25 protein-coding genes and 2 tRNA genes are annotated in these 24165 nt (G+C 71.8%); 8 read left to right on the top strand and 19 right to left on the bottom strand.

Annotation, left to right across the window (positions count from 1 at the left end; all coding sequences use genetic code 11):
- Window positions 1-26: 26 nt before the first annotated feature.
- The 4 genes from O7546_RS29025 to O7546_RS29010 all read right to left on the bottom strand — a co-directional run bounded on the left by O7546_RS29025 (window position 27) and on the right by O7546_RS29010 (window position 3383).
- Window positions 27-575, bottom strand: a complete 549-nt coding sequence (locus O7546_RS29025) for a YbaK/EbsC family protein (protein WP_194800427.1) — start codon at window positions 573-575, stop codon at window positions 27-29.
- Between the two features lie 59 nt (window positions 576-634).
- Window positions 635-832: a hypothetical protein gene (locus O7546_RS29020; protein WP_013283252.1), complete on the bottom strand. Its 198-nt coding sequence runs from the start codon at window positions 830-832 to the stop codon at window positions 635-637.
- A 36-nt stretch (window positions 833-868) separates the two neighbouring features.
- On the bottom strand, window positions 869-1648 hold the full coding sequence (locus O7546_RS29015; RefSeq protein ID WP_281600262.1) for an NAD(P)H-binding protein: 780 nt from the start codon (window positions 1646-1648) through the stop codon (window positions 869-871).
- A gap of 358 nt (window positions 1649-2006) precedes the next feature.
- On the bottom strand, window positions 2007-3383 hold the full coding sequence (locus O7546_RS29010) for an MFS transporter (RefSeq protein WP_281600261.1): 1377 nt from the start codon (window positions 3381-3383) through the stop codon (window positions 2007-2009).
- Between the two features lie 160 nt (window positions 3384-3543).
- Here O7546_RS29010 and O7546_RS29005 point away from each other — a divergent pair, with 160 nt between their 5' ends.
- On the top strand, window positions 3544-8013 hold the full coding sequence (locus O7546_RS29005) for an HAD-IC family P-type ATPase (protein ID WP_281600260.1): 4470 nt from the start codon (window positions 3544-3546) through the stop codon (window positions 8011-8013).
- Here O7546_RS29005 and O7546_RS29000 read toward each other — a convergent pair.
- Both O7546_RS29000 and O7546_RS28995 read right to left on the bottom strand, forming a co-directional pair.
- Window positions 8010-8957, bottom strand: coding sequence for an L-threonylcarbamoyladenylate synthase (locus O7546_RS29000; protein WP_194800428.1), 948 nt, complete (start codon window positions 8955-8957; stop codon window positions 8010-8012). The genes O7546_RS29005 and O7546_RS29000 overlap by 4 nt on opposite strands.
- Before the next feature lie 89 nt (window positions 8958-9046).
- Window positions 9047-9637: a helix-turn-helix domain-containing protein gene (locus tag O7546_RS28995; protein ID WP_262012893.1), complete on the bottom strand. Its 591-nt coding sequence runs from the start codon at window positions 9635-9637 to the stop codon at window positions 9047-9049.
- A 65-nt stretch (window positions 9638-9702) separates the two neighbouring features.
- Between O7546_RS28995 and O7546_RS28990 the strand changes: the two genes are divergently transcribed.
- A complete protein-coding gene (locus tag O7546_RS28990) occupies window positions 9703-10293 on the top strand; it encodes a dienelactone hydrolase family protein (RefSeq protein ID WP_194800269.1) in 591 nt (196 codons plus the stop codon).
- 3 nt (window positions 10294-10296) lie between these two features.
- Here O7546_RS28990 and O7546_RS28985 read toward each other — a convergent pair whose 3' ends face one another.
- From O7546_RS28985 to O7546_RS28970, 4 genes are read right to left on the bottom strand one after another with little or no spacing between them, the layout of a single operon-like run.
- Window positions 10297-10995 carry a PH domain-containing protein gene (locus O7546_RS28985; RefSeq protein WP_194800270.1) on the bottom strand — a complete coding sequence of 233 codons (699 nt, stop codon included), beginning with the start codon at window positions 10993-10995 and terminating at the stop codon, window positions 10297-10299.
- A 42-nt stretch (window positions 10996-11037) separates the two neighbouring features.
- Window positions 11038-11586, bottom strand: a complete 549-nt coding sequence (locus tag O7546_RS28980; RefSeq protein WP_194800271.1) for a hypothetical protein — start codon at window positions 11584-11586, stop codon at window positions 11038-11040.
- Window positions 11587-11596: 10 nt separating this feature from the next.
- On the bottom strand, window positions 11597-11983 hold the full coding sequence (locus O7546_RS28975) for a VOC family protein (protein WP_013283243.1): 387 nt from the start codon (window positions 11981-11983) through the stop codon (window positions 11597-11599).
- On the bottom strand, window positions 11980-12285 hold the full coding sequence (locus O7546_RS28970; protein ID WP_194800272.1) for a metalloregulator ArsR/SmtB family transcription factor: 306 nt from the start codon (window positions 12283-12285) through the stop codon (window positions 11980-11982). The genes O7546_RS28975 and O7546_RS28970 overlap by 4 nt, the downstream gene beginning before the upstream one ends.
- A 51-nt stretch (window positions 12286-12336) precedes the next feature.
- Between O7546_RS28970 and O7546_RS28965 the strand changes: the two genes are divergently transcribed.
- Window positions 12337-12873: an ATP-binding protein gene (locus tag O7546_RS28965; RefSeq protein WP_194800273.1), complete on the top strand. Its 537-nt coding sequence runs from the start codon at window positions 12337-12339 to the stop codon at window positions 12871-12873.
- 79 nt (window positions 12874-12952) lie between these two features.
- The gene (locus O7546_RS28960) at window positions 12953-13687 is read left to right on the top strand and encodes an LPXTG cell wall anchor domain-containing protein (protein ID WP_269697880.1); all 735 of its coding nucleotides are present in this window, start codon (window positions 12953-12955) and stop codon (window positions 13685-13687) included.
- A gap of 66 nt (window positions 13688-13753) precedes the next feature.
- Here O7546_RS28960 and O7546_RS28955 read toward each other — a convergent pair whose 3' ends face one another.
- Window positions 13754-14146, bottom strand: coding sequence for an ester cyclase (locus O7546_RS28955; RefSeq protein ID WP_281600259.1), 393 nt, complete (start codon window positions 14144-14146; stop codon window positions 13754-13756).
- Between the two features lie 203 nt (window positions 14147-14349).
- On the opposite strand from O7546_RS28955, the gene O7546_RS28950 reads away from it, so the two are divergent.
- Both O7546_RS28950 and O7546_RS28945 read left to right on the top strand, forming a co-directional pair.
- Entirely contained in the window at window positions 14350-14937 is a 588-nt protein-coding gene (locus O7546_RS28950) for a DUF4240 domain-containing protein (protein ID WP_281600258.1), read from the top strand.
- 445 nt (window positions 14938-15382) lie between these two features.
- Window positions 15383-15730, top strand: a complete 348-nt coding sequence (locus O7546_RS28945) for a hypothetical protein (protein ID WP_194800277.1) — start codon at window positions 15383-15385, stop codon at window positions 15728-15730.
- 2 nt (window positions 15731-15732) lie between these two features.
- Here O7546_RS28945 and O7546_RS28940 read toward each other — a convergent pair.
- From O7546_RS28940 to gyrB, 6 genes are all read right to left on the bottom strand, one after another.
- Window positions 15733-15808, bottom strand: a tRNA-Ala gene (locus tag O7546_RS28940).
- A 9-nt stretch (window positions 15809-15817) separates the two neighbouring features.
- Complete coding sequence (locus O7546_RS28935; protein WP_013283222.1) at window positions 15818-15946, bottom strand: DLW-39 family protein; 129 nt, start codon at window positions 15944-15946, stop codon at window positions 15818-15820.
- Window positions 15947-15989: 43 nt separating this feature from the next.
- Window positions 15990-16063 (bottom strand) — tRNA-Ile (locus O7546_RS28930).
- Between the two features lie 143 nt (window positions 16064-16206).
- Window positions 16207-17133 (bottom strand): DUF3566 domain-containing protein, encoded by a 927-nt coding sequence (locus O7546_RS28925; RefSeq protein ID WP_194800278.1) that lies wholly within the window; start codon window positions 17131-17133, stop codon window positions 16207-16209.
- A 3-nt stretch (window positions 17134-17136) separates the two neighbouring features.
- Window positions 17137-19656, bottom strand: coding sequence for a DNA gyrase subunit A (gyrA, locus tag O7546_RS28920; RefSeq protein ID WP_064448044.1), 2520 nt, complete (start codon window positions 19654-19656; stop codon window positions 17137-17139).
- A gap of 131 nt (window positions 19657-19787) precedes the next feature.
- The gene (gyrB, locus tag O7546_RS28915; RefSeq protein WP_120572508.1) at window positions 19788-21734 is read right to left on the bottom strand and encodes a DNA topoisomerase (ATP-hydrolyzing) subunit B; all 1947 of its coding nucleotides are present in this window, start codon (window positions 21732-21734) and stop codon (window positions 19788-19790) included.
- Between the two features lie 548 nt (window positions 21735-22282).
- On the opposite strand from gyrB, the gene O7546_RS28910 reads away from it, so the two are divergent.
- The gene (locus tag O7546_RS28910) at window positions 22283-22837 is read left to right on the top strand and encodes a hypothetical protein (protein WP_013283218.1); all 555 of its coding nucleotides are present in this window, start codon (window positions 22283-22285) and stop codon (window positions 22835-22837) included.
- Here the strand turns inward: O7546_RS28910 and O7546_RS28905 are convergent.
- Window positions 22822-23310 carry a MarR family transcriptional regulator gene (locus tag O7546_RS28905; protein WP_281600257.1) on the bottom strand — a complete coding sequence of 163 codons (489 nt, stop codon included), beginning with the start codon at window positions 23308-23310 and terminating at the stop codon, window positions 22822-22824. The two genes, O7546_RS28910 and O7546_RS28905, sit on opposite strands and share 16 nt — an antisense overlap.
- Window positions 23311-23394: 84 nt before the next feature.
- On the opposite strand from O7546_RS28905, the gene O7546_RS28900 reads away from it, so the two are divergent.
- Entirely contained in the window at window positions 23395-23634 is a 240-nt protein-coding gene (locus tag O7546_RS28900) for a hypothetical protein (protein ID WP_013283216.1), read from the top strand.
- Here O7546_RS28900 and O7546_RS28895 read toward each other — a convergent pair.
- Window positions 23625-24131, bottom strand: coding sequence for a DciA family protein (locus tag O7546_RS28895; protein WP_228531909.1), 507 nt, complete (start codon window positions 24129-24131; stop codon window positions 23625-23627). The genes O7546_RS28900 and O7546_RS28895 overlap by 10 nt on opposite strands.
- Window positions 24132-24165: the final 34 nt, after the last annotated feature.

The following is a 24165-nucleotide window of genomic DNA, read 5'->3' as shown; positions in this document are numbered from 1 at the left end:
GGAACAAGATCGATGCGGATGAGAACCTAGGCCGGCTTGGCCAGGTCCTCCACCACCCTCGCCCCGGGCAGCGCGCCGAGCGCCGGCCCGGGCAGGGCGATCTTGCTGTGCCGTACGCCCGAGCCGATGATGACGTGCGGCGTGGCGATCACCCGCGAGTCGACGAGGATCGGCCAGTCCGCCGGCAGGCCGATCGGCGTGATCCCGCCGTACTCCATGCCGCTCGACTCGACCGCCTCGGCCATCGGCGCGAAGCTCGCCTTGCGCACGTCGAGCAGCTTGCGGACCACGCCGTTCACGTCGGCGCGGGTGGTGGCGAGCACGACGCAGGCCGCGTACCGGATCTCGCCGCCACGCTTACCGGCGACCACCACGCAGTTGGCCGACTCCTCCAGCCCCACCTCGTACGCCTCGCAGAACGCGGCGGTGTCGGCCAGGTCGGCGTCGATCGGGGCGACCAGTACGTCGTCCACGTCCACCGGGGCCTCGGCCGGCCACTCCCGCAGGGCCGCGGCGACCGGCGGGGCCAGCAGGTCGAGCCGGGTCCGGGCCGGCTCCGTCTTCAGCGTCCCCATCATGCCGCGATCCTCGCACCCGTCGGACGGATCGACCGGCCGGACCCCGCTCCCGCCCTTCAGTTGGGATTGGTGAGGAACGCGTTCTCCTGCGCGAAGTCCCGGCTCTCGGTCGTGGTGAGCTGCCGGCGGCGGAGCACCTCGGGACGGTTCGCCTCGGCGTCCTCGATGCCGTGCCGGACGCCGACCCGGATCACGCCGTAGAGGAAGACGAAACCGAAGACGTACAGGACCACGGTGGCGACGAAGACCAGCATGCGGTCACCGTAGGCCGGTGCGGACCCGACCGTTTCTCATCTTCCGCCGGTTCCCCCGTACGTGTCAGCGAGGTGGTCGGCCCAGGTCCGCACGCCGGTCGGCGTGGCGGTCGTGGTGAGACCACCCGCCCGCAGCTCCCGCCCGAGCCGGCCCGGGATCCGGACCGGCAGCAGCGGACGGCGTACCCGCCGGGCCGCCAGCCAGGCGCGGGCCGCGTCGTCGTAGCGCAGCACCTCCGGTCCGCCGAAGTCCTCCACCCGGTTCGACGGTCCGGCCAGCAGCAGGACCGCGAGCCGGTCCGCCACCTCACCGCTGTCGACCGGCTGGGCGAGCACCGCCCGGTCCCCGATCACCGGGCCGAGGCGGCCCGCGCCGCGCAGCAGCCCGTCCAGGAACTCGGGGAACTGGGTCGCCCGCAACACGCTCCACGGCACCGGCCCGGCGGCCACCACCTGCTCGGCCGCGAGCTTGTGCCGGTAGTAGCCCAGCGGCACCCGGTCGACGCCGACGATCGAGACGAAGACCAGGTGACGCACCCCGGCGTGACCCGCGGCCACCGCGAGCCGGCGGGTGCCGAGCACGTCGATGTCGTGGGTGCGCCGCTGCGGCGACGAGGCCAGGTGCAGCACCGCGTCCACCCCGGCGACCGCCTCCGCCAGCCCGGCGCCGGTGGCCAGGTCGGCGGTCACCCACTCGACCCCGTCCCCGGTACGCGGCCCGCGGCTCATCGCGCGCAGCGTGAAGCCCTCGTCCCGCAGCCGGGGCACCGCCACCCGTCCGAGCCGCCCGGTCGCCCCGGTCACCAGCACCCGCATCGCCACTCCTCCCGCTCACACCGCAACCGCCGTGCGCGTCGTTCCTGCCGACTCCACCGACGCCGCAGTGGGTTCGCGCCGTAGCCGATTCGTCCGGCTGCATTCCCAAGGACGGGGGCCGGGCGCGGATCGTGACCGCGCGGCGGGTCGCCGTGATCACACCGATCCTGCGGCACGAGGAGGACGGCGGAGGGCGTATTCGGCTCGCCCGTGACGATGCGTGAGGTCCACGCGAACAACATCCACCTCGATCGACATACCTCTGAGTCATAAATATGACCAGGAGTCATACCGATCTCCGGTGATGCCTTCGATCGGCGGCGTCACCGAACGTGACGGACGGCAGAGCCGATGCCGCTCAGCCGACAGGGCGTGGCACCACCCGGCCGGCCAGCAGCAGGCCCAGCAGGCCGCATGCGGCTGCCACAGCCAGCGTGGTCGCGAAGCCGGCCGGGCCGGGGGACGCGCCGGCGGCCAGCACCGCGCCGGTGAGCGCCAGCACGCTGGCGGCGGCGAGCGAGTCGCCCAGTTGCAGCGCGGAGCTGTTGCGGCCCTGCTCGGCCGGGGCGGACTGCTCCAGGGTGAGCACCGACAGCGACGGATAGAGCAGGCCCATGCCCAGCCCGGCCACCGACCAGCTCAGCACGGCCGGCAGCACCGGCAGCCCGGGCACCAGCGCCGACGCGACGCCCGCCGTACCGATCGTGATGCAGGCCAGCCCGGCCCGGGGCAGCGTCGCCGCCGAACGGGGTGAACCGATCCGGCCCTGGATCCACGAGCCCACCGACCAGGACAGCGCCCCGACGGTCAGCACCAGGCCGGCGCCGGTGGGCGAGAAACCGCGCTCCCGGGACAGCATCAGCGGGATCACCACCTCGGCGGCCACGAACGCCGCCGACGCCAGCGCGCGCAGCCCGATCACCGTCGGCAGTCCCCGCGCCGCGCGCAGGAACCCGGCCGGCAGCAGGTGCGGCACGCAGACGAACAGCCCGGCCAGCGCCCCGGCGATCAGGGCGGCGGCGAGCACGCCGCGCTGCTGCCCCCCGTAGTGCAGCAGTGCGGCGCTCGCCCCCGCCCCGCAGGCCCAGCCGATCCGGGCCAACGCACCCGCCGGCGGGCGGGTCGCCACGGTGGCGGTCAGCGCCCGCAGGCCCGGCTGGACCAGCAACGCCGCCGGGATCGCCACCGCCGGCACCGCGAGGAACACCCACCGCCAGCCCAGATGTTCCACGATCAGCCCGGCCAGCGCCGGGCCGACCAGCGACGGCACCACCCAGGCCGCGGCGAACGCGGCGAAGATCCGCCGCCGCAACTGCTCCGGGTACGCCTGACCGACGACCACGTACAGCGCCACCGAGACCAGTCCGGACCCGAAGCCCTGCACCACCCGCCCGACGACCAGCACCTCCATCGTCGTCGCAGCACCGGCCACCACCAGCCCGGCGACGAACCAGACGACCCCGTGCCACATGGCCGGGCGCGGCCCGCGCGCGTCGCACCAGATGCCGGAGGCGACCATCGCCACCACGCCGGAGGCGAACGAACCGCCGAACGCCAGCGCGTACAGGCCGAGCCCGTCGAGGCTGCGCGCCACTGTCGGCATGGCGGTGCCCACCGCCAGCGCCTCGAACGCGAGCAGGGACACCAGGGCGACACTGCCCACGGTCATCGCCCGCAGGCGCGGCGACCAGAGGTCGACGGGTGGGTCAGCCGGTACGGCGGTGGTGCTGGTCATGGCGTTCAGCCTCGGACCTCACCCCCGGTTGAGGTCAACTGTGGCGCGCGTCTCGTCCGGCGGGAACAGCGGGGTGATGCCCGGAAACTTCTGCCGTCGGGGTGGCATAACGGACTCCGCGCCGGGAAGTCGGGCCGCCGGGACGAGACCGGGAGGCGAGATGGCGCTGGGACGGTTCGCCGGCCTCCTGCTGTCTCCGACTGTCGTACCGGAGGCCGCCGCGCGTGTCGCGCGTACCGTCGGTTCGGCCCTGCCCACTGACGCCGTGCCGGCCCGGGTCAGCGAGGTGGCGGGCAGCGTCGGTACGGCGGCGGCCCGGCTGGCCCGACTCACCGGGCTGACCAGCCGCCGCGTGTGGTCGCAGGACGGCCGCCACCACATCGAGGTGCACGGCGTCTGCCAGGACGGCGGCGACCGGCTGGCCCGCCAGGTCGAGGCGGCGCTGGAGTCGATGCCGGGCGTGACCTGGGCGCGGGTGAACGCGCCGTCGGGCCGGGTGGTGGTGGCGACCGGGGATCCGGCGCCGAAGCTGCGCGACCTGATCGCCACTGTGGCGCGCGTGGAGCAGACCTGCCCGTACGAGCCGGACCCGGAGATCGAGCCGCCGCAGCCGCCCGAGGACGGACCGCGTACGGCCCGGACGTTCGGCGCGCTGCTGTCCGATGTGCTCGGGTTGAGCATCTCCGCTGCTACCCGGGTCCTGCCGCTCACCCCCATCCCGGCCGAGGTGGCCGGGCTGCTCGGCGCCGTCGACCTGCACCCGAAGCTGCACGCGCTGGCCGGCCTGGGCATCCGCGCCGATCCGCGCGCGGAGGTGCTGTTCCCGCTGGCCGAGGCCGTGGTGCAGGGTCTCACCGGCGGCTGGGCCGGCATCGTGCTCGACGGCGCGCAGCGCGTGGTGCAGTGGGGCGAGGGCGCCGCGCAACTGGCCGCGTGGCGGCGGGCCGAACCACACCTGACCGGTGACCCGGAGCGGGCTGTGGCCCGGGTGCCCGACGGCGAACGGCCCTGCCCGGTGCCCGACGGGCAGCCCGAGCGGTACGCGAAGCGGGTGCTCCCGGCCGGCGTGGTCGCCGGGGCGGCGGCGCTGCCGGTGCTGGGGCCGAAGCGCGCCGCCGCGCTGGCGCTGTCCTCGCTGCCGAAGGCGCCCGGCTCCGGCCGCGAGGGGTACGGCGCCCAACTCGGCCGGATGCTCGCCCGGCGCGGCGTGATCGCGATGGACCGCAGTGTGCTGCGGGAGCTGGACCGGATCGACACGGTGGTGCTCGACGCGGCGGTGCTCGGCTCGGACCGGGGCGTCCTGGCCGACCTCGCGCCGCTGGCCGACGCCGACACCGGGCAGGTCGCCGCCCGGGCGTTCGCGTTGTTCGACCCGGCCGAGCCGGATGCGGTACGCGCCGCCGACGGCTGGCGGATCGGCCCGCTGGACCGCCTCGGCGCCGACGATCCCGGTGACACTCCGGACAGCGCCCGGCTGCGCGCCGACGGTGGACGGCTGCTCGGGCTCGCCGAGAACGGCCGGCTCGCCGCCGTCCTGCGGGTCGAGCCGGAGCCCGCGCCGGGTGTGGACGCGCTGGCGTCGGCCGCCCGGCAGGCGGGCCTGCGGCTCGTGGTCGGCGGCGCGGACGACGGCCGGTACGACTTCGCCGACCTGCTCGTACCCGGTGGTGCCCGGCTCGCCGACGCGGTGCACGACCTGCAACGCGAGGGCGCGGTGGTGATGGTGGTCTCCGGTGAGCGGTCGGCACTGGCCGCCTCGGACTGCGGCCTCGGCGTGTACGGCCCGGACGATCTGCCGCCGTGGGGCGCGCACCTGCTGGTCGGTGACGACCTGCGGGTACCCGCACTGCTCGTCGACGCCGCCGGGGTGGCCCGCCGGATGACCGAGCAGAACGTCCGGATCTCGATGGCCGGCAGCGGGCTCGGCGCGCTCGCCGCGTTCACCGCCGACCGGCGGCGGCTGCCCCGCCCGACCCTGGCGGCGGTGAACGGCGCGGCGGCGCTCGCGTTCGCGCACGGCGTGTTCCGGGCGCACCGGCTGCCGGACCGGACCGGCGCACCGACGCCCGCGCTCACCGCCTGGCACCTGATGCCGGCGCAGACCGTCCTGGACCAGCTCGCCACCGGCCCGTCCGGGCTGGCCGAGGAGGAGGCGGCCCGCCGCCGGCGCGTCGAGGTCGGCGACGAGCACGGCCCGGCCGGGCTGCTCCGCGCGTTCGTGGAGGAGCTGTCCAACCCGCTCACCCCGGTGCTGGCCGCCGGTGCGGTGCTCTCCGCCGCGTTCGGCTCGCTCGTCGACGCGGCACTGGTCGGCGGTGTGGTGGGCGGGTCCGCGCTGGTCGGCGCCGTGCACCAGCGCAACACCGAACGCTCCCTGGCCGAGCTGCTGTCCCGCTCGGCGGTCACCGCCCGGGTGCTGCGCGACGGCACCGAGCGGGTGGTGCCCGCCGAGGAGCTGGTACGCGGCGACGTGATCACGGTCAGCTCCGGGGACGCCGTACCGGCCGACTGCCGCGTGCTGACGAGCGAGGGGTTGGAGGCCGACGAGTCGTCGTTGACCGGCGAGTCGCTGCCGGTGGCGAAGAGTCCGGAACCGGTGGTCGCGGCGGCCGTCGCCGAACGGCACTCGATGCTGTTCGAGGGCACCACAGTGGCCGCCGGGCACGGAACCGCCGTCGTGGTGGCGACCGGTGCGGAGACCGAGGCCGGGCGGAGCCTCGCGATGGCCCGGCAGGCCCCGCCGGTCAGTGGCGTGGAGGCGCGGCTCGGCAGGCTGACGAGCAGCGCCGTACCCCTGGCGGCCGCCTCGGCGATCGCTGTCGCCGGGGCGGGGCTGCTTCGGGGCGTACCCCTTGCCGAAACGGCGGCGACCGCCGCGAACCTGGCCGTGGCGTCGGTGCCGGAGGGGTTGCCGTTCCTGGTCAGTGCCGCGCAGCTGGCGGCGGCGCGGCGGCTGGCCGAGCACGGCGCCCTGGTCCGCAACCCCCGGACCATCGAGGCGCTGGGCCGGGTCGACGTGCTCTGCTTCGACAAGACCGGCACGCTCACCGAGGGGAAGTTGCTGCTGGCGGGGGTGGGTACCGGTGACGGCCGGTACGCCGTGCTGGACGAACTGGACGAGCCGCTCCGGTCGACGCTGGCCGCCGCCGTGCGGGCCACCCCGGCCGCGGACGACCCGGACGAGTTGCCGCAGCAGACCGACCGGGCGGTACGCCACGGCGCCGACGCCGCCGGGGTGACCGAGCGGACCGGCGCGCCGGAGTGGACCGCCACGGCCGGGCTGCCGTTCGAGCCGTCCCGGGGCTACAGCGCCACAGTCGGCCGTGGCACCGGCGGGCTGCTGCTGAGCGTGAAGGGCGCCCCCGAGTCGGTGCTGCCGCGCTGTGCGTCCCGGCGCACCGCCGAGGGGGACCGGCCGCTCGATGAGGCTGGGCGCGAGGAGGTGCAGGCCATGCTGGCCGGGCGGGCCGGTGCCGGGCACCGAATCCTCGCCGTGGCCGAGTGCCGGGTCTCCACCGAGCAGGTCAGCGACGAGCAGGTGAACGGGCTTGTCTTCGTGGGTTTCCTGACGCTAGCCGACGGGGTGCGGGACAGCGCCCGGCCGGCGGTGGCCCGGATCCGGGCCGCGGGCGTGCACACCGTCATGATCACCGGCGACCATCCGGCCACGGCCGAGGCGATCGCCGCCACGATCAGCCCGGACGACGGCGGTCAGCGCGTCGTCACCGCCACCGACCTGGACCGGCTGGACGACGCCGCGCTCGCCGAGCGCCTGATGGCCACCGACGTGGTGGCGCGCTGCACGCCCGCGCACAAGGTACGGATCATCCAGGCGTTGCAGCGCCAGGACCGCACCGTCGCGATGACCGGTGACGGCGCGAACGACGCGCCGGCGATCCGGCTGGCAGACGTCGGCATCGCGCTCGGTCAGCGGGGCACTCCCGCCGCCCGCGCCGCCGCCGACCTGGTGGTCACCGACGACCGGCTGGAGACGATCATCGCCACGCTGGTCGAGGGACGCGCCATGTGGTCGTCCGTGCGGCACGCGCTGAGCATCCTGGTCGGCGGCAACCTCGGCGAGATCGCGTTCAGCGTGCTCAGCGCCGCCGCGACCGGCCGGTCCGCCCTGGGGGGCCGGCAACTCCTGCTGGTCAACCTGCTCACCGACCTGGCACCGGCGCTCGCCATCGCGGTCCGCCCGCCCGCCGACGACAGCGCCGACCACCTGCTGCGGGAAGGCCCGGACTCCTCGCTCGGCGTCACCATGACCCGGGAGATCGGGCTGCGCGCGGCGGCGACCACGCTGGGCGCGACCGCCGGTTGGACGATCGCCAGGTGGACCGGAACCCAGCGGCGCGCCAGCACCGTCGCGCTCGCCTCGCTGATCGGCACCCAGCTCGGGCAGACCGTGCTGGCCGGCGGCACCAGCCCCAGCGTGCTCGCCGCCACCGCCGCGTCGGTGGGCGTGCTCGTGGCGGTGGTGCAGACGCCCGGTGTCAGCCACTTCTTCGGCTGCACCCCGCTCGGCCCGGTGGGCTGGACCATCGCCACCGGCTCGGCGCTCGGCGCGACGTTCGCCAACGGCGCGCTGACCAAGCTGGTCGACCGCCTGCCGCAGCCCGGTTCTTAGTGCCAGGTGGCGGCGGCCCGCCGCAGCCTGTCGTTTATCGCGCGGCCCACGCCGGTCTCCGGCACCGGCTCGGCGACGATCTCGGTCACCCCTGCTGCGTCGAGCCGGTGCAGCGCGTCGAACAGGCGCGCCGCCGCCGCCGTCACGTCGCCGTCGGGCGACAGCACCTCCACCGCGGCCCAGTCGCCGTCCGCCGGTGGCTCCCGGAAGGCCAGGAATCCCCGTCGGCCGCCGCCGGGCTCGGCCGCCGCGCCCAACCGCAACGGGGTACGCGGCGCGTAGTGCGCGGCGAGCGTCCCGGGCGCGACCGGCTGACCGGAGCTGCCCTGGCGCACCTCGACCGGGCCGACCGCCTCGATGATCGCCTCCACCGGCAGCGCGCCCAGCCGCAGCACCACCGGCCGGTCGCCGCGCGCGTCCACGATCGTCGACTCGATGCCGCACCGGGTGGGCCCGCCGTCGAGCACCACGTCCACGGCGCCGCCCAGCCCGGCCACCACGTGCTCGGCCCGGGTGGGGCTGAGCTGGCCGAACCGGTTCGCGCTCGGCGCCGCCACCGGCACGCCCGCCGCCGCGATCAGCGCCCGCGCCGACGGCTCGTCCGGTACGCGTACCGCCATCGTGTCCAGGCCGGAGGTGACGATCGGCGGGATGATCTCCGGGCGGTCCACGATCAGGGTGAGCGGGCCCGGCCAGAACCGCTTCGCCAGCTCGGCCACCACCGCGGGTACCTCGCCCACCAGCGCGGCCAGGTCGGCGGCGTCGGCCAGGTGGCTGATCAGCGGGTCGAAGCTGGGCCGGGCCTTCGCCTCGAAGATCCGCGCGGCGGCCCGGGCGTCGAGCGCGTTGGCGCCCAGCCCGTAGACCGTCTCGGTGGGGAAGGCGACCAGCCCGCCGACGCGCAGGACGGCGGCTGCCTCGTCGATGCCGCGCTCGGCCGGCAGGACGCGCGGGGATCCGGTGCTCACGCTTCCGACGCTAGCCTGCCCGGTTCGCCGCACCGGCAAGACCCTGCCGTCGCGTGGCGGGGCCGTCAGTCGCGCCTGTCGGTGGCGGGGTCCGTGTCGGGGAGCGTGGGCGCGTCGGTGGGGTAGAGGCCGGCGGCGAAGCCGTACACCTGGTCGCCGGCGCGGGGGATCTGCGCGAACCGCCGGGCCAGCGCCTGCACCTCCGCCCAGAACTCGCGGACGTCCTCGATCGGGATGCGCGCGTGCACGAGGGTGCACCGCAGCTCGTCGGCGGCGTGTGCGGCAGCCGCTTCGGCTGCCGCCTCGGCGAGCCCGTTGATCCGGGACACCACCTGTTTGTCCTCGGCCCGGCTGAGCGCGCCGACGTAGTAGGTGCGGGCCACCCGCCCGTAGAACCGCTCCTCGATGGCGCGTACGCGGCGGGTCCGCACCACGCGCAGCAGACCGGCGTCCACCAGTTGGTTCACGTGGTACGCCACGCTGCTCTTCGGCCGGTCGACCGCGCGGGCCATCTCGTTCACGGTGGCGGCGCGCTCCAGCAGCAGTTCGAGCAGCGTGCTCCGCAGCGGGTCGGCGAGCGCGCGCAACTGCTCCGGAGCGGTGACCACGAGCAGGTCGTCGAGGTCGTAGTCCGGGATTCGCTCATTGACCGACATTTCTCGACCGTTCTAAGATTCTGGTTCGTTCGATAACTCTGGTCTGACAACTCAGGAGTGTAGTGATGGCCGAGATCGTGCTCTTCCACCACATTCAAGGGCTCACGGACGGCGTCCGCGCGCTCGCCGACGCGCTGCGGTCCGGTGGGCACACCGTCCACGTCCCCGACTTCTTCGACGGCGAACGGCCGGCCACCATCTCCGACGGCGCCGCGCTGATCAAGCGGATCGGCGGCGACGTCCTCGACCAGCGCGCCGACGCGTACGTCGCCGGCCTGCCCGCCGGCCTCGTCTACGCGGGCGTCTCCTGGGGCGCCGCCATCGCCCAGCGGCTCGCCCAGACCCGGGCCGGCGCCCGGGCCGCCCTGCTCTACGAGGCCTGCCTGCCGGTGACCGGCGAGTGGGCGATCGGCCCCTGGCCCGACGGGGTGGCGGTGCAGGTGCACGGCATGGAACAGGACCCGTTCTTCGGGCTCGAAGGCGACGTGGACGCCGCGCGCGAGCTGGTGTCGATCGTCGGTCCCGAACGCGGCGAGCTGTACGTCTACCCCGGCGACCGGCACCTGTTCACCGACAGTTCGCTGCCCTCGTACGACGCCGAGGCCACCGCGCTGGTGGTGAGCCGCAGCCGCGAGCTGCTCGACCGGCTCGGCTGACGCCTACCCGTCACCGCGCAGACGCGCCAACGCGGCCGCGTACTCGGCGTCGGTCAGCACCCCACGCTCGTACTGCCTGGTCAACGCGTGGAGGTCACGCCGCTGCGCGGCACTCGGAGCGGGCCGCCGAATCTGCTCCGGCGGGTCCGGACGGCCGACGCGGACCGGATCCGGCGCCGGGCTCGCCGGCCTCGCCGGACCGCGCTGCTCCGCGGGCCGGGCATTCCGGTGGCACTCCCGCAGGTTCGCGAGGATCTCGTCGTAGTGCTCCGGCCAGGTGACCAGCCGGGTCAGCTCCAGGCGGAACGGCCGGACGATGGCGCCGGACTGGATCGGCGTCTGCACCGGCTCGCCGTCGATCCGCTCGATGACGATCGCGTCGCGTCCCATGTCCAGACCCGCTATCGAAGCCGTACCGCTGTGGATCTCCACGACCGAGGCCCACGGCACTGTGGTCGTGCGGAGCAGCGAGCGCGAGCGTACGCCGACGGGGCTCACCCAGACGCCGAGCATCGCGCGGCGGACCGCGACGGCGAGGACGCCGGCGTTCCACACTCCGAGGACCACCGCCTCCCCTTCCAGGAGTCTGCCGCTGCGGAACCCGAACACGATGAGCACGAAGAAGCCGACCGCCAGCCCCGCCACGACCATGAAGCCGGAGGTGGTCAGGTCCAGCGAGTACGGGCGCCGCCACACCGTCATGCCGCCAGGATGACCGATCGTGTCCAGCGGTTCCGCGCGGAGTCAACGCCCTCTCGCCAGTTCCGCGACCTCGGCGAGGCTCGCGACCCGGTCGCACTCGTCGTCGGTCAACGTGTTGATGAGTGCCTTGGCGGCCTGGGCCTGGGGAGTCGTGGGCAGGGCACCGGCCAGCAGGTCCGGCAGGACCAGCTCGTAGCCGACCCGCGCCCGGGGTGAGTAGCGGTGGCGGCTGCGGGTCACCGCCGTGGCGACGCGCAACGCGTGCTCGTTGCCGGGCGGCACGTGCGGGCGGTCGCGCTCCCGGGCGCCGAACCGCATCCGGTGGCGGAACTCGCACGTCTCGCACGTCGCCGGTCCGGCGGTCAGCCGCGCCCCGCAGTCCGGACAGGTCAGCCGGTCCACCGCGCCGTCCACGGTCCGCCAGTCGTACGCTCCGGGGTCGTCGACGACGAGCCAGGCCAGCTCGCTCTCCTCGGGCGAGCCCGGCGCCACGTCCAGCTCACCGCGCAGCCGCGCCCAGGCGTCCCGGATCTCGTCCTCCAGGCGAGCCACCGCGGCGGCAAGCGCCGGGTTACGCCACGGTCCGGCCATTGTCGACCCGCTACCGGTACTGTGCGATCTGGATCAGGTTGCCGCAGGTGTCGTCGAACACGGCGGTGGTCACCGGGCCCATGTCGACCGGCTCCTGGGTGAACAGCACGCCGAGGCCCCGCAGCCGGTCGTGCTCGGCGGCCACGTCGTCCACCGCGAACTGCGTCAGCGGGATCCCGTCGCCCGCGAGCGCCTCCTTGAACGCCTTGGCGGCCGGGTGCGCGTCGGGTTCCAGCAGCAGCTCCACGCCGTCCGGGGCGTCCGGCGAGACCACGGTCAGCCAGCGGTACTCGCCGGTCGGCACGTCCGTCTTCTTCACGAAGCCCAGCACCTCGGTGTAGAAGCGCAGGGCCTTGTCCTGGTCGTCGACGTACACGCTGGTGAGGTTGATTCTCATGGGTTCTCCTGGGTGGGTGCGTCGGGCCTGAGCCATCGCTCGGTGATGGACCGCAGCGGGCGGGTGTCGAGGTGGTGGAACTTGTAGCGGCCCTGCCGCCGCGTGACGATCAGGCCGGCGGCCTCCAGGACGTCGAGGTGCTGGGAGATCGCCTGCCGGGACGAACCGACCTGGTGCTTCGTGGCCAGCCGGCCGCAGATCTCGAACAGGGTCTGACCGTCGCGCTCGGTCAGCTCGTCGAGGATCAGGCGGCGGGTGGGATCGGCCAGCGCCTGGTACAGATCGCCCACGTCACCCACCATAGGCAAGTAACAGCTTGCCTATCAAGGGGTTGCCCGCAATCGGAGGACGTCATGCCCGGATACATCCTCACCGGCGCTCCCGGCTCCGGTAAGACAGCGATCCTGCGCCACCTGGAGATCGACGGCCACCCCGTCGTGGAAGAGGCGGCGACCGACGTGATCGCGCTGCACCAGGCGCTCGGGCGGCCCGAGCCGTGGCGTGAGCCGGGCTTCGCCGAGTGGGTGCTGGATCTCCAGCGGAGGCGTCGGTGCCGAGCCGAGATGTTCGGCGGCGACGTGGTGTTCCACGACCGCTCACCCGTCTGCACGCTCGCGTTGTGCCGCCACCTGGGGCTGACGCCGCCACCCGCGCTGTTCGATGAGATCGAGCGCATGACGGCGGAGCGAACCGTCTTCTTCGTACGGAATCAGGGCTTCGTCGAGGCGACGGCCGCGCGTCGGATCAGCTTCAAGGAGTCACTCGTCTTCGAACGGATTCACGAGCTGACCTATCGCGAGGCCGGATTCGACCTCGCCGACGTGCCGGCGGGCCCACTGGCAAACCGGGTGGCATCGATAGAAGAGGTAGTTGATCGACTGCGTCGTTAGCGCAATCAATGCCCCTTGCTTTTCGGACCGACGCCGGTAACATCTGCATGTTTTGATCTCCACGGGGAGGAAAGTCCACATGCAATGGAAGATTCCGGCCGGTGCCCTGGTGGCGCTGGCCTTTTTGATTCCGGTGGCGCCGGCGGCGGCGGCGCAAACCGCAGCGCCCGGGCTCAACGAGTCCTGCCAGACTGTCGAACGCGAGGTGTACAAGGACTTCCGCGAACTTGTCACAATCGACCTCGACAGCGCCCCCGTTTCCGAGCTGCGGCTGCTGGCCTACCGGATTCTGGACGAAGCGCAGGCCGAATCGCTGCCCGTTCTGCCGAGCGAGATCGAGGAGCGACTGAAGGGCACCTCTGACGACCTTCGCGCATACCTCAAGAACCTGGAGAATCGCTGGGCGACGGCTCTGCGCGTCAGGATCGGCCAGACGATGACGGGCGCCGGCCCCAACGTGCGGGCCGCCGCGCAGAAGGTGCTCGACGACCCGTCCGTCGAGGTCTACCTCGCCTACCTGAACATCGGCCTGTACGAGGCTCGCGCGCTCGACTGCGCGTCCCAGCCGACGGCGACTCCGACGCCGTCTCAGCCCACGACCACGCCGACCGCGACGCCCAGCGCCACGTCGACAGTCGTACCGCCCGTCACTCCCTCCGCCAGCCTCGGCGCGCCCGGTGGCGGCGAGGGCGGCGGGCTGCCGGTGACCGGCGCCGACACCGCGACCGTGGCCGGCGTCGGCGGGGCGCTTCTGCTCCTCGGCGGTGTCGGCTACGTCATCGGACGCCGACGTCGTTCCCGCTTCGTCGCATAGTTCCCCTGGGCGCGCCCAGCTCGATGCCTCATCGGGCTGGGCGCGCCGCGTTTTCCGGATCCCCCGTCAGCCGGCGAGCTGCCGCCGCACCGAGTCGGTGTCCATCAGGTACGACATGAACTTGAACTTGCCGTCCTGGACCCGGTAGAAGGCGGTCTCCGTGAACGCCACCGACTTGCCGGTGGGGGTCAGGCCGTTCCACTCCTTGACCGGGGTACCCGTGTCGACGAGCCGGGCCGCGATCCGATCGCCTTCGACGACGACGTCCTGGATCTCCCAGTGGAGGTCCGGCACCGCCTCCACGTGCTTGTAGAACTCCGCCACCATGTCCGCCGTCTTGACCGGGGTGCCGTTCATGATGACTTCCTCGTGGGCGAAGTCGGCCATGCGGGTGAACTCCCGCTTGTTGGCCAGCTCGACGTACCGCAGGTAGAAGTCCCGCAGTTCCTGGGTGGACATGCCTGCATCCGTCGCGGTGGAGCTCATGATCGGTATTCCTCATCTGTTGATGCCGGCCCCGTTCCCCGGGCCGATCGCTGGAGCGAATTTTTGTACCGCTCGGTTCTGCAACGACCGTAACAGACTTCTGTACCGATCGGTCCATGATCAGGGTCACTTTCTGTACCGAGCGGTAGGGCACCGCCTCCGTTACCGTCCTCGCCGTGGACGAGGCGGAGTTCTGGACGCTCCTGGAGCGGTCAGCCGAGGAGACGACCGACCCGGACTACCGGCTGACCTGGTTGACCCACCACCTCAGCCGGCTCTCCCTCGCACACATCGCGGACTTCCAGCTCAACCTGGAAGCCGCCCGCCGCCCGATCGACACGTACGCCATGTGGGGTGCGGCGAACCAGATCCTGGACGGCCTCTGCAGCAGCGACACGTTCTGGTACTTCCAACCGTGGCTGATCGGCCAGGGGCAGCGCCTGTGGCATCACGTCGCCAAGAACCCGGACAACCTCGCCGACCTGCCCGCCGTTCGTGTGCTCGCCGGCCGCAGTCACGACGAGTGGGCAGACGCGGAATGGCCACAGTGGGAGGAACTCGCCTACGTCGCGGCCGACGCGTACGGACGCGCCCCCGGCCAGAGTGACGGGCTCCACGAAGCGCTGGACGCCCGAGGTCACCGCGCGTACGCCGACCCGGAACCGAACGATCAGCCGTGGGACGGCGACAGCCTCACCGAGATCGCGCAACGCCTGCCGCGCCTCGCGCGCCTGTTCCCCCGCCGGCAGTACGTGACGCCCTGACGCGAAAGACTTCGATAACCTCCACGGGTGCCGTCGATCCGCCCGGTTGCCCTGGCCGTACCCCGGCGCCGTGAGGACATGCTCGTGTTCGAGTACCACGACTCCACCAAGGATCAGACGCTCTACCGGCCCCTTGGGTGCGGGCATCGACTTCGGTGAGATACGCGACGACGCGGGCACCAAGGTGATGTGGCGACCGCTGGACAGCTTCGACGCCAGGAGTCCGCTCTACCCCGCCGGCATCATCGAGTTGCTCCACGGAGAAACCCGTTGTCGTAGGTAGTGCCGCCCGCCGAGCATGGCCGCTGTGAGCCGAAGCCTCCGAACAGATCCCCGCTCCCGCCAGGCACTCCGGCGGGCACCCCGGCTCGACCGGGTGCGGATCCACGTTCACGCACCGCGGCCCGGGTTCGCGCACCCGGCGAGCGGACAAGACGTTCGCGACGTGCTGGAGGCCCTCGGGTCCTGGGCGTGGTACGGGTTGCGCGCTCTCGAGCTGCGGCAGACCGAGGACTTCCGGCCCGGATTCGTCGTCTACGGCAGGACCCGAGTGCCAGGCGAGATCGTCCTCTACGAGCAACCGTTATCGGAGGCCGTAGCGTTGCGGGACTTCATGCGGTTCGACGTACTGCTGCACGAGCTCGGACATCACGTGCTCCAACACCGCAGCCGGAAGGTCGGCCGGGTGCAACGCCGATCAGATCATGAACGGTTCGCCGAGGCTTTCGCTGATCGATGGAAGCCGACCGCCCAGGCGGCACTCGAAACAGCCGCTGGTAATCAGGCGAAATGATGTGGTGGAGCCCAGGGGACTCGAACCCCTAACCCCTGCCTTGCAAAGGCAGTGCTCTGCCAGTTGAGCTAGGGCCCCGTGACGGCGTCAGCGCAGGTCGGGCGCCGTGGTCGCCTCGTGCCACAGGGCGCGCTCGTCGTTCGAGGCCTTGACCTTCTTGGCCACGACGGCGGCCACACCGACGATGCCGGCCAGGATCAGGAGCTTCTTGAACATGTGCTTGACCCCTCGCGCTCGACTGTCGTCGGACGATGTGCGGTGGGGCTAGCTGGAATCGAACCAGCGACCTCAGAGTTATCAGCTCTGCGCTCTAACCGACTGAGCTATAGCCCCGCGTAGCGACGAGCTAGGTTAACCCATCGCCTCCACCGCGCCCAAATCGGGGGTGCGTAGTGGAAGCGCCCGCGCCATCTCGAACCTACCCGGACGTACGACGCCGGGGCGACCGCTTTACGCGGTGCCCCGGCGCCGGTCGATCAGTCCCGCTCGGCGAGCGTCAGCTCGATGCCGCCGACCAGGTCGGCGCAGACGTTGTAGACGAACGCGCTGAGCGTCGCCAGCGCGGTGAACAGCACGACGTTCACCAGGCCGATCAGCGACGACGTCAGGATCACGCCCTTGGCGGTGATCCGGAAGCCACCGCCGCCCTGGCCGCCACCGGCGTTCACCAGGTCGGTCAGGCTGTCGTTGACGCTCTTGAACACACCCATCGCGTCGAGCGCCAGGTAGAGCACCGACGTCGCCACGACGACCACGATGAAGAGCACCACGGACACCGCGAAGGCGAACTTCATCACCGACCACGGGTCGATCCGCTTCAGGTTCAGCCGGGCCCGTCGCGGTCCGCGCGACGCGGCCGAGCTGACCGAGGTACGCGCGGCGCGTACCGCCTCACCCACGCGCGCGGCGCCGACTGCCGCCGCGCCGCTGATGCCCGGCGGCAGGCCGCCGCCGTTGGCGGGCCGGGACTGGACGTTCGCGGCGCCGCCCGGGCGCGAGCCGTCGGGCGACGCCTTCGGGGCGGTACCCAGGCCGGCGCCGATCCGCGGCTGCGTGCCGGTCGTACCGGTGGAGGCCCGGCCGGCGGCCGACGGCGCCTTGATCGGCTGGGTGCTCGTGGCGTTCGTGGGCTTGGCGGCCGGGGCGGCCAGACCGTCGGCCGACGTCGGCGCGTCGACCTTGGTCTCGGCCGAGTCCCGGGAACCGGAGTCCTCGGCCGGCTTGTCCGGAGGCGGGGCCATGCCGGGAGCCCGGGTGAACTTCGGGGCAGGCGCGTCGGCGGGAACCGTGGCCCGGCCCACAGCCGCGCGGCCGGTCGCTGGTGTGCCGCCCTGCGCGGCCTCCTCCTCGACCGGAGTGGCCGAGGTCCCCTTGTTCCCCGACTTCGCCTGTGTCTCCGTCATCAACTAGTCCTGTTCGTCAGGCTCGTCGGCATTGCGAGCAATCGCCACGATAGTCACGCCGTCCGGGAGGTCCATCAGCTTGACCCCCATTGTGTTCCGGTCACGCGTACGGCGTACAGGCTTCACCGGAGTCCGGATGACGCCGCCGTTGCTCGTGATGGCGAACAGCTCGTCCTCCGGATCGATCACGACCGCGCCGACCAGGCCACCGCGTCGCTCGGTGATCTTCGCGGTCAGCACGCCCTTACCTCCCCGGCCCTGGACCGGGTATTCCTCGATCGGGGTACGTTTCGCGTAACCCCCGTTCGTCGCGACCAGAACGTCCAGACCCTCTCGCACCACCTCGACCGCGAGCAACTCGTCCTCGCCGCTGAAGCGCATGCCGATCACCCCGGACGTGGCCCGGCCCATCGGGCGCAGCGCCTCGTCGGTGGCGTTGAAGCGGATCGCCTGGGCGTTCTTCGACACGAGCAGCAGGTCGTCCTCCGGAGCGGCCAGGACCGCACCGACCAGTTCGTCCTCATCGCGCAGGTTGATCGCGATGATGCCGCCGGAACGGTTGGAGTCGAACTCCTCGAGCCGCGTCTTCTTCACCAGGCCGTTCTTCGTGGCCAGTACCAGGTAGGGGGCCACCTGGTAGTTCGGGATTTCAATGATCTGCGCGATCTGCTCGTCGGGCTGGAACGCGAGCAGGTTGGCCACGTGCTGGCCCTTGGCCACCCTACTGGCCTCGGGAAGCTCGTACGCCTTCGCCCGGTAGACCCGACCCTTGTTCGTGAAGAACAGGATCCAGTCGTGGGTAGAGCATACGAAGAAGTGGCTGACGATGTCGTCCTGGCGGAGCGTCGCCCCGCTGACGCCCTTCCCGCCGCGCCGCTGCGACCGGTAGAGATCGACCTTGGTCCGTTTGGCGTACCCGGTGCGCGTGATCGTCACCACCACGTCCTCGCGGGCGATGAGGTCCTCCATGGAGACCTCGCCGTCGAACGGGACGATCTTGGTACGCCGGTCGTCGCCCCACTTCGCGACGATCTCGCCCAGCTCCTCCGAGACGATCCGCCGCTGCCGCTCCGGCTTGGCCAGGATGTCCTTGAGGTCGGCGATCTCCAGTTCCAGCTTCGCCAGGTCGTCCAGGATGCGCTGCCGCTCCAGGGCGGCCAGCCGGCGCAGCTGCATGTCCAGGATCGCGGTCGCCTGGACCTCGTCGATGTCCAGCAACCGGATCAGACCCTGCCGGGCGTCCTCGACGGTGGGCGAGCGCCGGATCAGGGCGATCACCTCGTCCAGCGCGTCCAGCGCCTTTGACAGACCGCGCAGGATGTGTGCCCGCTCCTCGGCCTTGCGCAGCCGGAACGCGGTCCGCCGCCGGATCACCTCGATCTGGTGCTCGACGTAGTAGCGGATGAACTGGGCCAGGTTGAGCGTGCGCGGCACGCCGTCGACGAGCGCCAGCATGTTGGCGCCGAACGTCTCCTGGAGCTGGGTGTGCTTGTAGAGGTTGTTCAGCACCACCTTGGCGACCGCGTCGCGCTTGAGCACGAGCACGATCCGCATGCCGGTACGCCCGGAGGACTCGTCCCGGATGTCGGCGATGCCGGCGAGCTTGCCCTCCTTGATCAGCTCGGCGATGCGCTCGGCGAGGTTGTCCGGGTTGACCTGGTACGGCAGCTCGCTGACCACGAGCGCCGGCCGGCCCCGCTTGTCCTCCTCGACCTCGACCACGGCGCGCATCCGGATCGAGCCACGCCCGGTCCGGTACGCGTCCTGGATGCCCGCCTGACCGACGATCAGGCCGTGGGTCGGGAAGTCCGGGCCCTTGACGATCTCGAGAAGGGCTTCCAGCGTGGTGGCCTCGTCGGCCTCCGGGTGCTCCAGGCACCACTGCACCGCCGCGCCGATCTCGCGCAGGTTGTGCGGCGGGATCTTGGTGGCCATGCCGACCGCGATGCCCTCGGAGCCGTTGATCAGCAGGTTGGGGATCCGCGACGGCAGGATGGTGGGCTCCTTGGCCCGGCCGTCGTAGTTGTCCTGCAGGTCGACGGTGTCCTCGTCGATGTCCCGCAGCATCTCCATCGCCAGCGGGTCGAGCTTGCATTCTGTATATCTCATGGCGGCAGCCGGATCGTTTCCGGGCGAGCCGAAGTTGCCGTTGCCGTCGACCAGCGGGTAGCGCAGCGACCACGGCTGCGCCATCCGGACCAGCGCGTCGTAGATGGCCGAGTCGCCGTGCGGGTGGAACTGGCCCATCACGTCACCGACGACGCGGGAGCACTTCACGTACCCGCGGTCCGGACGGTAGCCGGAGTCGAACATGGCGTAGAGGATCTTGCGGTGGACCGGCTTGAGCCCGTCCCGGACGTCCGGCAGGGCCCGCCCGACGATGACGCTCATCGCGTAGTCGAGGTACGAGCGCTGCATCTCGACCTCGAGGCCGACCGGCTCGATCCGGTCGTGCTGGACGACCGCGGCCAGTGTCTCCGGGGTCTCCGGCTCGTTCGGGGTGGACTCGGGAGTATCGGTCACTGTTAACCCTTATCAGACTCTTCAGTCGTGGTCTCGCTGTGGATAACGGCTGTGGAAAGCGTTCAGGCTGTGGATAACTCTGTGGACTCCCGGGCCGACCGGTGGATGCCCGGCCGGCCCGGGTGGGTCCGTCAGATGTCCAGGAACCGCACGTCCTTGGCGTTGCGCTGGATGAACGACCGGCGAGCCTCGACGTCCTCGCCCATCAGGACGCTGAACAACTCGTCCGCGGTTGCGGCGTCGTCGAGCGTGACCTGGCGCAGCGTACGCGTGGCCGGGTTCATCGTGGTCTCCCACAGCTCGGGGTAGTTCATCTCGCCGAGACCCTTGAACCGCTGGATGTCGTCCGGGCGGGCGTTGGGCTTCTTCTGCTGGCGCAGGGCGATCAGGCCATCGCGTTCCCGGTCCGAGTACGCGTACTGGGCGTCGTCGCCCTTCTTGTTCCACTTGATCTTGTAGAGCGGCGGCGCGGCCAGGTAGACGTGGCCCAGCTCGACCAGCGGCCGCATGAAGCGGAACAGCAGGGTGAGCAGCAGCGTCTGGATGTGCTGGCCGTCGACGTCGGCGTCGGCCATCAGCACGATCTTGTGGTAGCGCAGCTTCTCGATGTCGAAGTCGTCGTGGATGCCGGTGCCGAGCGCGGTGATCAGCGCCTGCACCTCGTTGTTCTTCAGCACCCGGTCGATCCGGGCCTTCTCCACGTTGAGGATCTTGCCGCGGATCGGCAGGATCGCCTGGACGCGCGGGTCGCGGCCCTGCTTGGCCGAGCCGCCGGCCGAGTCGCCCTCGACGATGAAGACCTCGGACTCGCGCGGGTCGGTGGACTGGCAGTCGGCCAGCTTGCCGGGCATCGAGCCGGACTCCAGCAGCGACTTGCGCCGGGCGAGCTTGCGCGCCTGCTGGGCGGCGATTCGGGCCCGTGCCGCCTGGGACGCCTTCTGGATGATGATCTTCGCCTCGGCCGGGTTGCGGTCGAACCAGTCGACGAGCGACTCGTTGCAGACCCGCTGCACGAAGCCCTTTACCGGGGTGTTGCCCAGCTTGGTCTTGGTCTGACCCTCGAACTGCGGGTCGGTGAGCTTGACCGAGATGATCGCGGCCAGACCCTCGCGGATGTCCTCACCCGAGAGGCGCTCGTCGCCCTTGAGCAGCTTCTTCTCGGCACCGTAGCGGTTGACGACGCTCGTCAGCGCGGCCCGGAAGCCCTCCTCGTGGGTGCCGCCCTCGTGGGTGTTGATGTTGTTGGCGAAGGTGTAGACCGACTCGCCGTACGACTCGTTCCACTGCATGGCGATCTCGACCGACATGCCCGTCTCCTCGGCCCCGAACTCGACCACCGTCTTGTGGATCGGGCTCTTGGAGGCGTTGAGGTGCCGGACGAAGTCGGCGATGCCGCCCTCGTAGTGGAAGGTGACCTCGCGGGTCTTGCCGTCCTCGTCCTCCGGGACCCGCTCGTCGAGCAGGTGGATGGTCAGACCCCGGGTGAGGAAGGCCATCTCCTGGAGGCGCCGGTAGATGGTGTGAAAGTCGAAGTCGACGGTCTCGAAGACGTCCGGGTCGGGCCAGAAGGAGACGGCCGAACCGGTGCGGTCGGTCTCCTCGCCCTTCTCCAGCGGCGTCGGCTTGGAGTGGTCGTACTGCTGACGCCAGACGAAGCCGTCCTTGTGGATCTCCACGGCCATCCGGGTGGACAGCGCGTTCACCACGGAGACGCCGACGCCGTGCAGGCCGCCGGAGACGGCGTACGCCTTGCCGTCGAACTTGCCGCCCGCGTGCAGCACGGTCAGGGCGACCTCGACACCCGGCTTCTTCAGCTTGGGGTGCAGGTCGACCGGGAAGCCACGGCCGTTGTCGGTCACCCGGACACCGCCGTCGGCCAGCAGCACCACGTCGATGGTGTCGCAGTGCCCGGCCAGCGCCTCGTCCACCGCGTTGTCGACGACCTCCCACACCAGGTGGTGCAGACCGCGCTCGCCGGTGGACCCGATGTACATACCGGGCCGCTTCCGGACCGCTTCCAGGCCCTCGAGCACGGTGATCGACTCGGCACCGTACTTCTTGTTGTCCTCCGCTGCCACGCTCGGCCACTTTCTCGCACCGGCCGCGCGTGGGCGCGGGGGCGCGGGTTCGGCGGACAGGACGCGACGTCGGCGCGCATGGTCCGCCCCTGGGGTCGCCAGGCTCGGATCGTGTGCGCCGGGCGCCGCGGTTGCCCGCGGATCGCGATCGGCTCGGACCTGATACGGGACTATGATCGAGGGCTCATGCGGGCCCCTGTCCGTCGCTCCGTCTCGGGTCTTTCGTCTCGCCCTCAATCTTACTGTGCGGAGCCGACCAAACCGCCACTCGGCACCCTCTCCGGGGCGGCTGAGAATGCCGTAGCCGGACGAACCGCGTCGCCCGCGACTCCCCCTACACGCCAACGGGCCGGTACCGCGCCACCGGCCACCGTGAGCCGTGACGATCATCCGACCGGTGATCGGCGGGTGCCCCGACCGGGGGTCGCGGCCGGGCCCGGCGTGCCGTAGCTTTTGCGGCGCCGCCGTTGCGGTCTTGATCTTTTGCGCCCGGAACCGGGACGATCGTCGGAGATGATCCGAAAACGCTTGGTGAGAGGTGACGCCAGATGGGGCTGGACAACGTCGCGGTGCACTGGCCGCGGACCGGCCGCTTCTACGACCCGGTCGCGCCGGCTGAGTTCGTGGACTTCGGCGAGATCGTGGACATGCCCCGGATCTCCGCGCCGACCGCGGCGCTCGCCGAGCTGATCGCGAAGACCGGCACGGTACGCGCGACCGCGTACACCGAATTGGTCGACCTGATCCTCGGGCTGGAGAATGTGCTCTACGCCACGGAGAACGCGGTCGAGGACGAGGACCCGGTGATCGACCCGGACGGCTGCTCCTGGATCGCCGAGGGCGTGGAGAAGTTCGTCGCCCGGCACCGGCCGTACGGCGAGCCGGTCACGTTCGAGTCGGTGAGCGAGGTGCTGCGCGCGCTTCTCGGCGACGGTCGGCTGGCCGAGCAGCAGCTCCGCTGGCTGGACAGCCGCCTCGACCGGCTGCGGGACGAGAGCGGCGATCCGCCGCAGTGGAACTTCACCTGCGCCGAGCTGAGCGTGCTGGCGGCCTTCTACCGGCGCTGCGCGGAGCGGGGTTTCGCGGTCTACGCCGACGCCTGACCGGGCGCCGCAGTGCCGGGAGGAGACGTGGCCCGGTTGGCGGCCGCGATCACCTCGGTCAGCGCTGTGTGCAGGTGCCGCAGGTCGGCCAGCGGCAGGCCGAGGCGCTGCACGATGGCGGGCGGGATCCGCTTGGCCTGCGCCCGCAGCGCCTGCCCTTCGTCGGTGAGCGAGACGGCCAGGCTGCGCTCGTCGGCGGCGTCGCGTTCCCGCCTGATGTAGCCGGCCGCCTCCAGCCGCTTGAGCAGCGGTGACAGCGTGCCCGGGTCGAGCTGGAGCAGCCGGCTCAGATCCCGCCCGGACAGCGGCGCGTGCTGCCAGAGCGCCAGCATGACCAGGTATTGCGGGTGGGTGAGCCCCATCGGTTCCAGCAGCGGGCGGTAGACCGCGACGACGCTCCGGGCGGCGACGGAGAGCGCGAAGCAGACCTGCTGCTCCAGCGCCAGGGGGTCCTCCTCGATGCCGTCGGTCACCGGCGTCCTCCTCGTCGTCGTTGCGATGGTAGCAACGATTGGTGTACCAATGGTTTGCACACAAAACAGCGAGAGGGCGGCGGGATGAGCGACGACGAGCAGGTGGGCGACGCCTCCGGCAAGGGTGGCCGCCTGTTGGGCTGGGTGTTCCGCAACCTCGCCGGCCCGTCCCAGGTGCAGGGCGCGGTGCAGGGCGGCTCGAAGCTGGCCCGCGACGCGTGGAAGGAAGACCTGGAGCGCCGCAAGCAGTGGAGCCGTGAGCAGCGCGAACTCAAGCGCGCCCGGCGTGAGGCACGGCGCTCGGGCGGTGTCGGTCAGCCGTAGGTGTCGCGGGGGCCGCGCCCGCGTACCCGTCGGGGGCCGCGCGACCACGACGGCGCCGCCGGCCCGTGGATGTGCAGCTTGCGCACCACGTTGTGGCCCACCTCGCGGGCGATCTGCTGCAACAGCGAGCCCGCCAGCAGGCGCAACTGGGTCGCCCACGCCGTCGAACGCGCCTCCACGGTCAGCTCCCCGTCCTCCAGCTTGACCGGGCGGCTGTGCTGCGCGACCTCCGGGCCGACCACCTTCTCCCACGCGCCGAACACCGTCGCCTCGGCCGCCGGCTTCTGCCAGCCCCGCGCCTTCATCAGCTTGTCCAGCACCGCGCCGAGCGGCTGCGGGTCGCGCGGGTCCGGACCCGGGCCGGAGTAGCCGCGCAGCCGCTTCTCGCCGTCGCCGCGGACCGCGCCGCGCCGTCGCGGGGCCGCCGCCTGCCGCCGGGCCTTCGCCGCGTCGAGCACCGCCCGGGCCAGTTCCGGCCCGGTCGAGCCCTCCGGCAGGTTCGCGGCCGGCTCACCGCCCGCGGGCTTTCCC

Origin of the sequence: Micromonospora sp. WMMA1976 (genome assembly GCF_027497335.1) — a bacterium.
In the GTDB taxonomy this organism is placed as follows: domain Bacteria; phylum Actinomycetota; class Actinomycetes; order Mycobacteriales; family Micromonosporaceae; genus Micromonospora; species Micromonospora aurantiaca.
This window is presented reverse-complemented; position numbering and strand designations above follow the sequence as displayed.

Bases quoted from the DNA above. Each gene is read 5' to 3' on its own strand.
- O7546_RS29025 (WP_194800427.1), bottom strand. From the start codon at position 575: ATGGGGACGCTGAAGACGGAGCCGGCCCGGACCCGGCTCGACCTGCTG.
- O7546_RS29020 (WP_013283252.1), bottom strand. From the start codon at position 832: ATGCTGGTCTTCGTCGCCACCGTGGTCCTGTACGTCTTCGGTTTCGTC.
- O7546_RS29015 (WP_281600262.1), bottom strand. From the start codon at position 1,648: ATGCGGGTGCTGGTGACCGGGGCGACCGGGCGGCTCGGACGGGTGGCG.
- O7546_RS29010 (WP_281600261.1), bottom strand. From the start codon at position 3,383: ATGACCAGCACCACCGCCGTACCGGCTGACCCACCCGTCGACCTCTGG.
- O7546_RS29005 (WP_281600260.1), top strand. From the start codon at position 3,544: ATGGCGCTGGGACGGTTCGCCGGCCTCCTGCTGTCTCCGACTGTCGTA.
- O7546_RS28995 (WP_262012893.1), bottom strand. From the start codon at position 9,637: ATGTCGGTCAATGAGCGAATCCCGGACTACGACCTCGACGACCTGCTC.
- O7546_RS28990 (WP_194800269.1), top strand. From the start codon at position 9,703: ATGGCCGAGATCGTGCTCTTCCACCACATTCAAGGGCTCACGGACGGC.
- O7546_RS28985 (WP_194800270.1), bottom strand. From the start codon at position 10,995: ATGACGGTGTGGCGGCGCCCGTACTCGCTGGACCTGACCACCTCCGGC.
- O7546_RS28980 (WP_194800271.1), bottom strand. From the start codon at position 11,586: ATGGCCGGACCGTGGCGTAACCCGGCGCTTGCCGCCGCGGTGGCTCGC.
- O7546_RS28975 (WP_013283243.1), bottom strand. From the start codon at position 11,983: ATGAGAATCAACCTCACCAGCGTGTACGTCGACGACCAGGACAAGGCC.
- O7546_RS28970 (WP_194800272.1), bottom strand. From the start codon at position 12,285: ATGGTGGGTGACGTGGGCGATCTGTACCAGGCGCTGGCCGATCCCACC.
- O7546_RS28965 (WP_194800273.1), top strand. From the start codon at position 12,337: ATGCCCGGATACATCCTCACCGGCGCTCCCGGCTCCGGTAAGACAGCG.
- O7546_RS28960 (WP_269697880.1), top strand. From the start codon at position 12,953: ATGCAATGGAAGATTCCGGCCGGTGCCCTGGTGGCGCTGGCCTTTTTG.
- O7546_RS28955 (WP_281600259.1), bottom strand. From the start codon at position 14,146: ATGTCCACCCAGGAACTGCGGGACTTCTACCTGCGGTACGTCGAGCTG.
- O7546_RS28935 (WP_013283222.1), bottom strand. From the start codon at position 15,946: ATGTTCAAGAAGCTCCTGATCCTGGCCGGCATCGTCGGTGTGGCCGCC.
- O7546_RS28925 (WP_194800278.1), bottom strand. From the start codon at position 17,133: ATGACGGAGACACAGGCGAAGTCGGGGAACAAGGGGACCTCGGCCACT.
- O7546_RS28910 (WP_013283218.1), top strand. From the start codon at position 22,283: ATGGGGCTGGACAACGTCGCGGTGCACTGGCCGCGGACCGGCCGCTTC.
- O7546_RS28900 (WP_013283216.1), top strand. From the start codon at position 23,395: ATGAGCGACGACGAGCAGGTGGGCGACGCCTCCGGCAAGGGTGGCCGC.